The sequence below is a fragment of the Allorhizobium sp. nf9_anc genome (genome assembly GCF_056323085.1).
Window position 1 is genome coordinate 566,380 of sequence record NZ_CM150481.1, and the last position, 13,487, is coordinate 579,866.

Genomic DNA, 13,487 nt, shown 5'->3' on the forward strand with positions numbered 1-13,487 from the left:
CCTCGCGACCGGGGCTTTTTCGTGCGCCTTCGGGCAAAAACAAAACCCCGGCGCAAGGCCGGGGTTCTGCAGATTTCTCGTCGTGCTGTGGGCCTCAGCCGCCGCTACTGAATGACAGGCGGCTGGCTCAGGTCCATCGAAGGTGCCGGGGCAGGGGCGGCGGGTGCCGCGCCTGCTGGCGGTTGGATGGCCGGCGGCTGACCGAGATCGAGGGGCGGCAGGCCGAGTGCCGGCTGCTGGCCAGCACCGCCAGCCGGTGCCTCGCTGCCGAGCGGTGGCAGGCCGAAGGACGGCATGGTGATGCCGCCACCGTCGGTCGGCTGCGGGATGGTGATCTGGATCGTACTCGGATCCTGGACCACCGCGTCGCCCTTGTAATGCATCACCAGACCCGGGAAGGCGATGACCGTGATGATCGCCAGGAACTGGATGATGATGAAGGGCAGCACACCCTTGTAGATGTCCAGCGTCTTGATGCCGTCCTGCATCTGGCCGGTCACCTTGTCCCTCCATCTCCCCTCTGGCGCGACCGAGCGTAGGTAGAAGAGCGAGAAGCCGAAGGGTGGCGTGAGGAAGGAGGTCTGCAGGTTGATGCCGAGGATGATGCCGAACCAGACGAGGTCGATCCCTAGGCTCTGTGCGACCGGGACCAGGAGCGGCACCATGATGAAGGCGATCTCGAAGAAGTCGAGGAAGCAGCCGAGGATGAAGACGATGATCGTCACGACGATCAGGAAGCCGTATTCGCCGCCCGGAAGCGCCAGCATCAGGTCTTCGACCCAGACATTGCCGTTGATGCCGTAGAAGGTCAGGCCGAAGACGCGGGCGCCGATCAGGATCATCATGACGAAGGCCGAGAGACGCGTGGTGGCGTCGAGGGCATTCTTCAGGATGGCGAGGTTCAGGCGTCCCTTGGCTGCGGCGATGATCAGAGCGCCGGTCGCGCCCATGGCGCCGCCTTCTGTCGGCGTTGCAATGCCGAGGAAGATCGTGCCGAGAACCAGGAAGATCAGCGCCAGCGGCGGCACCATGACGATGATGACTTCCTGGGCGAGACGCGAGATCACGTTCAACTGCATACCGCGATTGACGAGCGCGAAGACGTAGACGGAGATGACGCCGAAGGCGAGTGCCGCCACCAACTGCCACTCGGCGCTTGCGATGCCGGTGAACAGGATGTGATAGCCGAGGAAGTAAAGGCCCGTGCCGATGGCGATCATCACGAGAAGCGAGGTGACGCCATCACCGAGAGTGCGGGCCTCCTTAGGAAGGGCAGGTGCCCATTCCGGCTTGATGATCGTGACCGCGAAGATGTATGCGCAGTAAGCTGCAATGATCATCAGGGCCGGGTAGAGCGCGCCGACATACATGTCGCCGACGGAGCGGCCGAGCTGGTCGGCCATGACGATCAGAACGAGCGAAGGCGGAACGATCTGGGCAAGCGTACCGGAGGCCGCGATGGTGCCCGAGACCAGCGGACCATTGTACTTGTAGCGCAGCATGATCGGCAGCGAGATCAGGCCCATAGCCATAACCGAGGCTGCGACGACGCCGGTGGTGGCGCCAAGTAGCGCGCCGACGAGGATGACGGCATAGGCAAGGCCGCCACGGATCGGGCCGAACAGCTGGCCGATCGTGTCGAGCAGGTCCTCTGCCATGCGCGATCGTTCCAGAATGATGCCCATGAGCGTGAAGAACGGGATCGACAGCAGCGTGTCGTTATACATGATCCCGTAGATACGCTCCGGATGCGACTGGAGCAGCGGCCAGAAGAGACGGATCTCGGACGAGAAGATCGACAGTTCTACGCCGAGCACGAAGTAGATCAGACCACCGGCTGCAAGCGTGAAGGCGACCGGATAGCCAAGCAGCAGCATGGCCATGACGGTCGTGAACATGATCGGCGCGAGATTGTGGGCGATAAGGTCGATCATCTCAGGCCTCCCTGCCTTCGGTCTCAGTTTCTGGCTCAGGCGTGACTGCGTTCGGTTCCTCGATCCGGCCCATCAAAACGGCGGCGCGTTTGATGATTTCGGAGAAAGCCTGAGCGGTCAGCATCATGAAGCCAAGCAGGACCATTGCCTTGGCGGGCCAGATGATCAGGCCACCGGCGCTCGACGACATCTCTCCCGAACGGAAGGACAGCCAGAACCACGGCCAGGCGAGATAGGCCATCAAACCGGCAAAGGGCACGAGGAAGATGGTGTGGAGGATCAGGTCGATCCAGTCGCGCGTCCTCTTCTTCCAGCCGCTCGACAGGATGTCGATGCGGATATGTTCGTTGCGGAGCAGAGCGTAAGCGGCGGCGAGCATGAACACGGTGCCAAAGAGGTACCATTGCAGCTCGAGCCAGGCATTGGATGAAATGTCGAAGACTTTACGGATGACGGCATTGCCGGCGCTGATCAGAACGGCGGCCAGGAGCAGCCAGGAAACCCAGCGCCCGATGGCCCCGTTGATCGCGTCGATCACCCGGGAAACAGCCAACAGGATTGTCATTGTGTTTATTCTCCCCTTGTCTTTTTGTGCTTAGAGCAATGGTAAACCGCGCGCAACTGGACAGCACCTGTCCTCCCGTGAGGCATACCAAAGTCGAAGGTTTGCGGTTCGGTGCGGTCTGTCTCGGAAGAACTCGTCATGCTTTGCCGTTTCGCCTTTTGGTCGCATTTTACCGGTTTCCCTATGCCGGCCTTAACAGGTTCTCACTTACTTGTTTGCGTCCCGCTTCGAAGCAGTGCATTTTAGCACTTGCTTCGCTTTGCGCATTACTGTGACGTTTTGAACATGCATTTTGCCCCCGGAAACGGGACCAAGGATTGGAAGAGACATCATTTGACACCTGAGGTTTCGAGTCCAACCTCGCCGGGAGGGCAAAATATGAGGGCCGCCAAGGGGCATGACCACAATGTGCCCACGGATGTGTATCTGTCGTTCGTGAGCTCTCTATTTGACAACCGCTTCACGCTGTTCACCGGCATGGTTGTCCACATCCTGACCTTCGTCACCGTCTATGTGCAGACGGGTGCCTCCTTCTACCTCCTGCTCTGTGCCTGTTTCGTGCTGGTTTTCTCATTCCGGCTGCACTCCTTCTTCCTGTTCGACCGCGAGGACAAGGCGAAGCTGACGCGCGAGCAGATTGCAGCCTGGGAACGGCGTTATGTTCTCGGCGGCGCATTGACCACGGCCATTCTGGGCATTGGCAGCGGCTATGCGATGCTGGCCTTCCAGGACACGTTTGCCGAACTCGCCTGCATTTCCGTCGCCATGGCCACCATGGTTTCGATCGTCGGGCGGAATTACGGCTCGCGTCTGGCCGTGGATCTGCAGACACTTGCCTGTTGCGCGCCCATGGTGATCGGCAGCCTCCTGGCGCAGGACATCTTCAAGTCGCTGCTGTCGCTGATGCTGATCCCGTTCTGGCTGACGACCCGCGCCATGGCCAATGGCGTGCGCGACTTCCTCTACGAAAATGTCATCGCCTCGCGCGAGATGGCCAAGATTGCCGACAGCTTCGATACCGCGCTCAGCAACATGACCCATGGTCTCCTGATGCTCGATCCGAACAACCGGATCGAGGTGGTCAATCGCAAGGCCTGCGAACTCTTGAGCCTTGGCGACAGACGGCGCCTGGCGGGCTGTGATCTGGACGTGGTGCTGCGCTATGGCGTGCGCCATACCTTCATCGACGGGTCCATGCCCAGCCTGTTGCAGAAGCAGCTCGCGCAGCTCACGCAGGGTCTTTCCAATCGTGCCGTCATGCATTTCTCCGAGGATCTGGTGCTGGAATTCTCTGCCAAGCGGCGGGATGAAGGCGGCGTGGTTCTGATCTTCGAAGATGTGACTGCACGTGTCCGCGCCGATCGCAAGATCCTACATATGGCGCGATACGACAGCCTGACGGGCCTTCCGCAGCGCGGCTATTTTACAGAACTCGTGCGCGAACGTCTGGAGCGTCCGGGTGAGTTTGGACCCGTGGTCGGTCTGATGATCCTTGACGTGACCGACTTCAAGCATGTCAACGACCTCAAGGGGCACTTGACCGGCGACAAGCTGCTGGTGGCGATCGCTGCCCGGCTGACCGAGCTTGCGGCCGGCAAGGCCGTCGTCGGCCGCCAGGTCGGCGATCACTTCATCTGCTTCTTCCCCAATGTCGAGGGGCGCGAGGATCTGGATGAAGAGATGCGCAGCCTTCATGCGGCTGCCTGCAGCAATTTCGAGGTTGACGGTGCCATCATCACCGTCAGTTTCTCGGCCGGCGCGGTGTTGCTTGAGAGCGCAGACGTCAAGATGGACGAGTGGCCCGTCAAGCTCGACATTGCGCTGTTTGAATCGAAGGCGCGCAGCCGTGGACAGTTCACTCTCTTCGCCAAGGAAATGGATGCCCGCTATCTGGAGCGCCAGCGCCTGAAGGCAGACCTCAGGGCGACTGTGGATGATCACGGCATCACCGTCGTCTATCAACCCATGTTTACGCCCGATGGCCGTGTGCTCGCCTGTTGCGAGGCGCTTGCCCGGTGGCATCATCCGGAGAAGGGGCCGATTGCACCCAATATCTTCATCCAGATTGCCGAAGAGATGGGGATCGTTACTGACATCACGCATCAGGTGTTGCGAAAGGCCTGTGCCGATTGCCGGGCCTGGCCGGAGCCGATCGGCGTCTCCGTCAATCTCTCTGTTCACGACCTCCGTCATGGTGACCTTGCGGCGACGGTCGCAGAGATCCTCAATGACACCGGACTGTCGGCCAAACGTTTGCACCTTGAAGTGACGGAAAGCAGCCTGATCGAGGAGCTTTCTGCGGCCCGTGCCGTGCTCGACCGGCTGCGCGCCCTTGGCATTACCATCTCGATCGATGATTTCGGCACCGGCTTCTCCAGCCTGAGCTACCTCGACACGCTGCCGGTCGATGTTGTGAAGATCGACCGCTCCTTCGTGCGCAATATCGGCGAGGATTCCCGTCGCCTCAAGCTGCTGCGAGGCATCGTCAGCCTCACACGCGGTCTGGACATCGGCATCGTCGTCGAGGGCGTGGAAACGCGCGAGCAGCTGTCACTCATAAAGAAGCACAACTGCGCAGACCTGATCCAGGGCTATGTCTTCTCGATGCCGATCGCGGCGCATGCCATCGAAGCGCTTGCGGAAGAAGCAGCTGCGACCGGTCTGGCCGAGCGTGTCGGCGTTGCCTGACGCTGCGGCTTGAATTCCACCTGATCCCCTTGTCTCGAAGGTCCAGTGAGCAGCCCGTTTTGGGCCTAGCGGTGTCAAACGATACTGTTAACCTTAACTTATGGAGTGTTAATTTGTTATTAATATTCGGGGGGGCGAGGTTCCGGAATGCGTGATACCCGTTCACATGGTGTTAACCATGATGGGCGGCAAAAATATGGAACTGGAAGGCTTTTCGGAGCGATTGATGCGTCATCTCGACTTTATCGAGTACCGTCGAATTGAGACGCAGGAGGACTTCGAGGATATCGAACAACTCCGTTACAAGACCTACAAGGCCGCCGACATGATACCGCGATCGGCTCCAAGCATGATCGACGAAGCTGACTTCGATCCGCACGCTTATGTGTTTGGAATCTATTATTTCGAGGAGTTGGTCAGCACCATCAGGCTTCACCACGTGACGCCTGATCACCGGCTGTCGCAGTCGGCTCAGGTGTTCCCTGACATCATGCAAGCCTATCTGGATGCAGGGCTGACGATCATCGATCCCGCGCGTTTCGCTGTGGATCCAGCCTTTGCAGCCGAGGTGCCGGTTCTTCCCTATATCACGCTGAGGCCGAGCATCGTGGCGGCGGCCTATTTCAAGGCCGACAGGGTTCTCCAGCCCGTTCGTCCCGCGCATGCTGCCTTCTACAAGCGTGTCTTCTATGCCGAGACAGTGGTCGACCGCCGGATGACGGAGATCTATGGCCGGGAGCTCACCCTGATGGCGACCAATACCCACACGACCGGGACCAAGCTCCTCAAGCGCTATCCCTTCTTCGATTCGGGTGTGCACGAGCGGCGGCTGATGTTCGGGCGCGGAGTAGGGCCGTTGCCGACAACGCCGCTGACCATCCTGCCCTCGGCGCGGCTGGTGGCGGATGGCAAGATCACAGGCGCGATCGCCGGTCGGGATTATTGACCACGAACCCCGGAGGCGATTGCACTCGGGCTGGCGTTTGTGTATGCGGGAAAAAGACGAAATTTTGCCCACGGCTACGTCCCGCGTGATTCTGCCGTGGTGCCGCCAGTCCTACGATTTGGGAGATCGAACATGAGCGAACATCATTCCGGTCCGGTCGAAACCGGTGCTTCGATGGACTACAAGGAACACGAGAAGACCTACGACCTGTTCATCGCGGGTACCAAGTACGGCACCGCACTTCTGGTCGCCCTGATGATCGCCATGGCTGCCGGTTTCTTTGCCGGTGCAGGCCTGCTTGGCGGGTTCTTCATCTGGATCGTTCTGTCGGTCGCCGGCGTCTTCATGATGCGCTGAGCCGCGACACAGTTTGCATGCACAAAAGGCGGTCCGGAAACGGGCCGCCTTTTTCATTTGCTCCTGTCGTCAACCGGAGTTTTGATCGACCATAAAAAAACGGCGGGTTGCCCCGCCGTTCTGATCTGCTTGCCTGAGCGAATATCAGGTGGTGCCGCGTGTGCGGGCAAGGCCCTGCTTGGCGGGTTCGTATTTCGGGTCGAGCCGCAGCGCATGGCTGTAGGACTTTGCCGCGCGTGCCTTGTCGCCGCGACGCTCGTAGACGAGCGCCTGGTTGGCCCAGCTTTCGGCAATGTTGCCGTTGAGCTCGATGGCGAGGTTGAAGTCGGCAAACGCGTTTTCGTCGTCATTGAGCGCGATGTAGGAGACGCCGCGACCGTTATAGGGTTCGGGTGCGCGCGACGAGAGCGAGATGGCCTTCGAGAAGTCATCGATCGCTTTCGCGTGGTCACCGCGCAGCTGATAGATCAGGCCACGATTGTGGAACGCGCGACCATCCGTGGTGTCGAGCTGGATCGCGCGGTTGAAATCGCCGAAGGCTTCGTCGACACGGCCGGCCTGGCGGTAGATATTGCCACGGCCGATATAGGCGACGTCGTAATTCGGGTTGATCTTCAGCGCCATATTGTAGTCGGCGGCGGCTTCGACAGGCTTGCCCATGTTGCGATAGACGAGGGCGCGGTTGGCATAGGCCTGGAAGAACTGCGGATTGAGCTGCAGCGCCGTGTTGAAATCGTCGAGCGCCTGCTTGAACTGGCCCGAGCGGCCATAGGCGGAGCCGCGCACGTTGTAACCTTCGGGGTCACGCGGATTGGCCTGGATGACGGCGGTCAGCGACGCAATGTTTTCGTCGGATCCCTGGGCGCGATCGATGCGGATGACGTCGGTCGTCTCCGTGGTCGTGGCGCATCCTGCCAGTGTCATGGCTGCGAGCAGGGCCACGGCGGATGCCAGGCGATGCTTGCGGTCGGAATGGGAGGCAGTCGTCAGCACGGAGGTTTTCGTCATGAGGCGCATCGTCCGGCCGCTGCCTGCGCCGCATCAGGCTTCAGACAGCGCAAGTTGGTGTTTCATATCAAAAGAGCGGCGGCGATTCGTCTCGCCCCCGCCCTCATTTCATAGGAAAACGTCTAAATCTAGGCTGATCAGCGAGCGCGAGCAGGAGCCGGCAGAAGGCCTTCGCGCTGCATCTTCTTGCGCGCGAGCTTGCGGACGCGACGAACGGCTTCAGCCTTTTCGCGTGCACGCTTCTCGGACGGCTTTTCGAAGAAGTCGCGCATCTTCATTTCACGGAAGATGCCTTCGCGCTGCATTTTCTTCTTGAGAGCGCGGAGCGCCTGGTCAACGTTGTTGTCGCGGACTAGTACCTGCACGTTTATCCCGTTCCTTTGGTTCTTTGAGTTGGTCCTTCCGCCGATGGAGGTCACATCAACGGAAACAGCATAAAAGTTCGCCCGGCCAAGTGAGTCCGGCGATTGTGGTGCGAATTACCAGAACAAAGGGGTGAAGTCCATATGGCGCAAGGCTTCTGGCCAAGAATTTTGCGTCGATGAGTGCCCTTCTGGCAGGGTGTCGAAAGACGGATGATAATGCGTCGCAAAACGGACGTCACGACGTGGGTTGATCTGCGAGGTGTATCGTCCTACCCCAGTGCCTGAACCACAGGAGTTTAAGGCGAATGCGCAAATATTCGGTCTTTGCCGTTGTCCGTGAGGCGATGCGTGCCCACAAGGGATGGGAGGCTCAGTGGGTCTCTCCCGAGCCGCGGCAGTCCTATGACGTCATCATCATCGGCGCCGGCGGCCACGGCCTGGGCGCGGCCTATTATCTGGCCAAAGAGCACGGCATCACCAATGTCGCGGTGATCGAGAAAGGCTGGCTCGGCGGTGGCAATACCGGCCGAAACACGACGATCATCCGGTCCAACTATCTCTATGAAGAGAGCATGGACATCTACGAGCATTCGCTGAAGCTCTGGGAGGGCCTCAGCCAGGACCTCAACTACAATGTCATGTATTCGCCGCGCGGCGTGATGATGCTGTCGCACAATGTGCATGATCAGCAGTCCTTCAAGCGCCATGTGAATGCCAACAATCTCTATGGCATCGATAACGAATGGTTGACGCCGGAGCAGGCCAAGGCCTTCTGCCCGCCGCTCGACATCTCGAAGACCGCCCGCTACCCGATCAATGGTGCAGCTCTTCAGCGTCGTGGCGGCACGGCGCGTCACGATGCGGTCGCCTGGGGTTATGCGCGTGCGGCGTCGGATCGCGGCGTGCACATCATCCAGAACTGTGAAGTCACCGGCCTGCGTCGCGGACCGAACGGTGAAGTGACCGGCGTCGATACGACCAAGGGCTTCATCGGTGCGAAGAAGGTCGGCGTTTCCGCTGCCGGCCATTCCTCCGTCGTCATGGGTATGGCAGGCGTGCGCTTGCCGGTGCATTCGACGCCGCTGCAGGCGCTCGTGTCCGAGCCCTTGAAGCCGATCTTCCCCTGCGTCGTCATGTCGAACACGGTGCATGCCTATATCTCGCAGTCTGATAAGGGCGAGCTGGTGATCGGTGCGGGTACCGACCAGTACAATTCCTACAGCCAGACCGGCGGCATGCAGATCATCACGCATACGCTCGACGCGATCTGCGAGCTCTTCCCGATGTTCCGTCGTGTGAAGATGATGCGCCAGTGGGGCGGGATCACCGACAACACGGCCGACCGCTCGCCGATCCAGAGCGTGACGCCGGTGCAGAACCTATTCGTCAATGCCGGCTGGGGTACGGGCGGTTTCAAGGCGACGCCGGGGTCTGCCAATCTGTTCGCTCATCTCATCGCCAAGGGCGAGCCGCACCGGCTGGCCCAGGGCCTGACGCTCGACCGGTTCCGCACCGGCCGCCTCATCGACGAGGCAGCCGCCGCTGCCGTGGCGCACTGATACTTAGGGATCGTCCAACATGCTGGTCATCAAATGCCCCTATTGCGAAGAAGAGCGCGCAGAGCTCGAGTTTCGCGCCGCCGGTGAAGCGCATATCGCGCGGCCTGCCGATATCGCCTCGATCACGGACGAGGAATTCGCGGACTACTTCTTCCTGCGCGACAACCCGAAGGGTCTGATCTTCGAACGTTGGCGCCATATCCATGGCTGCGGTCGCTTCTTCAACGCGGCCCGCGACACCATTTCAGACAAGATCCTGCTGACCTATAAGGCCGGTGAACCCATGCCCGATCCCGCAACTCTGGTTGCCCCATCTGCATCGAAGGGAGAAAAGGCATGAGCGCTGCCAACCGTATTCCCGGCAAGGGCCGCCTGACTCCGGCGTTGACTGCCCGCTTCACCATCGATGACCGCACGCTGACCGCTTACGAAGGCGATACCGTGGCGTCTGCCATGATCGCCAACGGCATGCATCTCGCCGGCCGTTCGTTCAAGTATCACCGTCCGCGCGGCATCCTGACCGCAGGTCCGGAAGAGCCGAATGCGCTGCTCGACGTCTCGCGTGACGCCGCTCGCCGCCAGCCGAATGTGCGGGCGACCGTGCAGGAAGTCTTCGACGGCATGAAGATCGAGACGCAGAACCGTTGGCCGTCGCTGTCGCTCGACATCGGCGAGGTCAACAACCTGCTGTCGCCCTTCTTCGCCGCCGGCTTCTACTACAAGACCTTCATGTGGCCGAAGGCTGCCTGGCACCAGATCTACGAGCCCTTCATCCGTCGTGCGGCGGGTCTCGGCCATGCGCCGAAGGAAGCCGATCCGGATCATTACGCCAACCGTTACGCCCATTGCGACGTGCTGGTGATTGGTGGCGGTGCTGCCGGTCTCGCATCAGCACTGGCGGCTGCCCAGACGGGCGTGCGCGTCATTGTTGTCGATGAGCAGCCGGAAATGGGCGGTGCCTTCCACTTCGACACGGGTGCGACCGTCGACGGCCAGAGCGGCTGGGACTGGGCGCAGGCGACTGTCGCGAAGCTGAAGGCGATGTCTAATGTCACCGTGCTCTCGCGCACGACCGCTTTCGGCTATCACAACCACAATTACGTGGCGCTGGTCGAACGCGTCACTGACCACGTCGCCAAGCCGTCCAAGAACCAGCCGCGCGAACGGCTGTGGCAGGTCCGTGCCAAGCGCGTTGTTATCGCCAGCGGTTCGATCGAACGCCACATGGTGTTCGCCAACAACGACCGTCCCGGCATCATGCTCGCCTCTGCAGGCCGCACCTATCTTAACCATTTTGGCGTCGCTGTCGGGGCCAAGGTCGGCGTCTATACGGCACATGATTCGGCCTATGAGGCGGCGATCGATCTGAAGAAGGCGGGCGTTTCCGTGCCCGTCATCGTCGATGCCCGCGAAAAGCCGGGCGAGGGCGTTCTGGCCCAGGCCCGTGCGCTCGGCATCGAAGTGCTGACCGGCCATGGTGTGGTCGACACGGCTGGTCGCCTCCGCGTCCGCTCGATCACCGTTCGCCGCAATGGTGGCGGTGCGAGCCGCAAGATCGAGGTCGATGCTCTCCTGATGTCGGCCGGCTGGACGCCGTCCGTACACATGTTCTCGCAGTCGCGCGGGAAGCTGAAATATGATGCGGCCAATGACCGCTTCTTGCCTGATGTTTATGTGCAGGATTGCGTGTCCGTCGGCGGCTGCAATGGTACCGACGACCTGCAGGCACTGCTCGACGAGGCGACCGCTGCCGGTCTCTCCTCGGCCAAGGCTGCAGGTGCGACCGAAACGCCTATCGTTTCGCTCTCCGGTGCCAACGCATACGCCTGGACCGGCGGCATGATCGGGGCTGCCGAAGGGGCGGGTCGCGAAGACAACGTCAAGGCTTTCGTCGACTTCCAGCACGATGTCTGCGCCAAGGATATTCGTCTGGCCGTGCGCGAGGGCATGCATTCGATCGAGCATATCAAGCGCTTCACGACGAACGGCATGGCCTCCGACCAGGGCAAGCTTTCCAACATGCATGGTCTGGCGATTGCGGCAGAAGTGCTCGGCAAGGAAATCCCGCAGGTCGGTCTCACCACCTTCCGTGCGCCCTATACGCCCGTCACCTTCGGGACGCTGATCAACCATTCGCGCGATGCGCTGTTTGATCCGACCCGCAAGACGCCGATGCATGCCTATGAAGTCTCACAGGGTGCCGTCTATGAAGATGTCGGCAACTGGAAGCGCGCCTGGTATTATCCGAAGGCGGGCGAAGACATGCATGCCGCCGTCAACCGCGAAGGCAAGACGGTGCGTGACGCGGCCGGCGTGTTCAACGCCTCGACGCTCGGCAAGATCGAGGTCGTCGGGCCCGATGCTGCCGAGTTCCTGAACCTGATGTACACGAACGCCTGGGACACGCTGAAGCCGGGCAAGGCGCGTTATGGCATCATGACGCGCGAAGACGGCTTCATCTATGACGATGGTGTTGTCGGGCGTCTGGCCGAGGACCGCTTCCACGTGACCACGACGACGGGCGGTGCGCCGCGCGTCATGCATCACATGGAAGACTATCTGCAGACGGAATTCCCGCATCTGAAGGTCTGGCTCACCTCGACCACCGAACAGTGGGCGGTCATCGCTGTCCAGGGTCCGAAGGCGCGCGACATCATCGCGCCTTTCGTCGAGGGCATCGATATCTCCAACGAGGCCTTCCCGCATATGAGCGTGGCTGAGGGCAAGTTCTGCGGCGTGCCGACGCGTCTCTTCCGCGTGTCGTTCACCGGCGAGCTCGGGTTCGAAGTGAATGTGCCTGCCGATTTCGGCGCTGACGTCTTCCGCCAGATCTGGGAGCGCGCCCAGTCGCTCGGCGCTTGCCTCTATGGCACCGAGACCATGCACGTGCTGCGCGCCGAAAAGGGCTATATCATCGTCGGTCAGGACACCGACGGCACGCTGACGGCTGACGATGCCGGCCTCTCCTGGGCTGTATCGAAGAAGAAGACCGACTTTGTCGGTATTCGCGGCATGAGGCGGCCTGATTTGGTCAAGGAAGGCCGCAAGCAGCTCGTCGGTATCTACACCAAGGATCCGAACGAAGTGCTGGAAGAGGGCGCGCAGATCGTCGCCAACCCGAACCAGCCGAAGCCGATGACCATGCTCGGTCACGTGACCTCGTCCTACTGGTCGGAAAACCTCGGGCGCTCGATTGCGATTGCGATGGTGGCCGGTGGCCGCGCGCGCATGGGCGAGACGCTTTACGTGCCGATGAAGGACAAGACCATCGCGGTGGAAGTCACCGACATGGTGTTCGTTGACAAGGAAGGAGGCCGCATCCATGGCTGATATGTCTGTTGCAGAGCGCAAAACCGTTCTCGCCGGCTTCCACGGCGGCAGCGCCAAGGTGCGCCTGACCCCGGCGCTTCCGGCCACCCGCGTGTCGCTGCGCGCTGGCGCCGATGCCGTCGCGGGCCTCTCCAAGACGCTTGGCCTGAAGCTGCCGACAAAGCCGAAGACGTCCGCCTCGGCCAAGGGCCGCACGGCCTTCTGGATCGGTCCGGACGAATGGTTCCTGATCGATGAGAAGGGTGATGCTCTGATGGCCGACTGCGCCGCCTCCGGCGTCGTTCACTCGGCGACCGACATCTCCCACCGCAACACCGCGATCATCGTCTCGGGGCCTGCGGCTGCAAACACGCTGAACGCCGCCTGCCCACTGGATCTCTCGCTCGCCGCCTTCCCTGTGGGCGCCGTCACGCGCACCGTTTTCGGCAAGATCGAGATCATCCTCTACCGCGTCGAGGAAGAGACCTTCCGCGTAGAATGCTGGCGGTCGTTTGCGGAGTATGCGTTTGGCATGCTGGCCGAAGGGGCGGAGGATGCCTCGCTCTGAGGCGCGGCTGTTGGTGAAGGGGTTCGAGGAGGCCGGGGTGACCCGGCCTTTTCTGTGTTTTACGGCGCAGGCGCTACTGCTGGGATCCTGTAGACCACACGTATGGCCCGGAGCCAACTGAGAGCCGGTGGCGGCTTTGCGCCAAAACCGGACATTCGCGTCAAGCTATCCAATGTCGGATTAGAGGC

General features: G+C 61.1%; 11 protein-coding genes. 7 read left to right on the forward strand and 4 right to left on the reverse strand.

Annotated elements, in window-relative coordinates; translation table 11 throughout:
- Positions 1 to 104: 104 nt before the first annotated feature.
- Together AC02Y0_RS02540 and AC02Y0_RS02545 are read right to left on the reverse strand one after the other, a co-directional pair.
- A complete protein-coding gene (locus tag AC02Y0_RS02540) occupies positions 105 to 1,934 on the reverse strand; it encodes a TRAP transporter large permease (RefSeq protein ID WP_476382177.1) in 1,830 nt (609 codons plus the stop codon).
- A gap of 1 nt (position 1,935) precedes the next feature.
- Positions 1,936 to 2,499, reverse strand: a complete 564-nt coding sequence (locus tag AC02Y0_RS02545) for a TRAP transporter small permease subunit (RefSeq protein WP_444556281.1) — start codon at positions 2,497 to 2,499, stop codon at positions 1,936 to 1,938.
- Positions 2,500 to 2,877: 378 nt separating this feature from the next.
- Here AC02Y0_RS02545 and AC02Y0_RS02550 point away from each other — a divergent pair, with 378 nt between their 5' ends.
- The 3 genes from AC02Y0_RS02550 (at position 2,878) to AC02Y0_RS02560 (ending at position 6,490) form a co-directional block, all read left to right on the forward strand.
- Entirely contained in the window at positions 2,878 to 5,187 is a 2,310-nt protein-coding gene (locus tag AC02Y0_RS02550; protein WP_476382179.1) for a putative bifunctional diguanylate cyclase/phosphodiesterase, read from the forward strand.
- A 181-nt stretch (positions 5,188 to 5,368) separates the two neighbouring features.
- The gene (locus tag AC02Y0_RS02555) at positions 5,369 to 6,133 is read left to right on the forward strand and encodes an N-acyl amino acid synthase FeeM domain-containing protein (RefSeq protein WP_245407878.1); all 765 of its coding nucleotides are present in this window, start codon (positions 5,369 to 5,371) and stop codon (positions 6,131 to 6,133) included.
- Between the two features lie 132 nt (positions 6,134 to 6,265).
- Entirely contained in the window at positions 6,266 to 6,490 is a 225-nt protein-coding gene (locus tag AC02Y0_RS02560) for an aa3-type cytochrome c oxidase subunit IV (RefSeq protein ID WP_102018431.1), read from the forward strand.
- A 144-nt stretch (positions 6,491 to 6,634) separates the two neighbouring features.
- Here AC02Y0_RS02560 and AC02Y0_RS02565 read toward each other — a convergent pair whose 3' ends face one another.
- Together AC02Y0_RS02565 and rpsU are read right to left on the reverse strand one after the other, a co-directional pair.
- Entirely contained in the window at positions 6,635 to 7,414 is a 780-nt protein-coding gene (locus tag AC02Y0_RS02565) for a tetratricopeptide repeat protein (protein WP_245407877.1), read from the reverse strand.
- 221 nt (positions 7,415 to 7,635) lie between these two features.
- Entirely contained in the window at positions 7,636 to 7,863 is a 228-nt protein-coding gene (rpsU, locus tag AC02Y0_RS02570; protein WP_054148188.1) for a 30S ribosomal protein S21, read from the reverse strand.
- Positions 7,864 to 8,168: 305 nt separating this feature from the next.
- Here rpsU and AC02Y0_RS02575 point away from each other — a divergent pair, with 305 nt between their 5' ends.
- The 4 genes from AC02Y0_RS02575 to AC02Y0_RS02590 are packed head-to-tail and all read left to right on the forward strand — an operon-like array spanning position 8,169 to position 13,299.
- Entirely contained in the window at positions 8,169 to 9,422 is a 1,254-nt protein-coding gene (locus AC02Y0_RS02575; RefSeq protein ID WP_476382182.1) for a sarcosine oxidase subunit beta family protein, read from the forward strand.
- A gap of 19 nt (positions 9,423 to 9,441) precedes the next feature.
- Positions 9,442 to 9,762, forward strand: a complete 321-nt coding sequence (locus AC02Y0_RS02580) for a sarcosine oxidase subunit delta (protein WP_110791586.1) — start codon at positions 9,442 to 9,444, stop codon at positions 9,760 to 9,762.
- Positions 9,759 to 12,752, forward strand: coding sequence for a sarcosine oxidase subunit alpha (locus AC02Y0_RS02585; protein WP_476382184.1), 2,994 nt, complete (start codon positions 9,759 to 9,761; stop codon positions 12,750 to 12,752). The genes AC02Y0_RS02580 and AC02Y0_RS02585 overlap by 4 nt, the downstream gene beginning before the upstream one ends.
- Complete coding sequence (locus AC02Y0_RS02590; protein WP_476382186.1) at positions 12,745 to 13,299, forward strand: sarcosine oxidase subunit gamma; 555 nt, start codon at positions 12,745 to 12,747, stop codon at positions 13,297 to 13,299. Before AC02Y0_RS02585 ends, AC02Y0_RS02590 begins: the two co-directional genes overlap by 8 nt.
- Positions 13,300 to 13,487 lie beyond the last annotated feature (188 nt).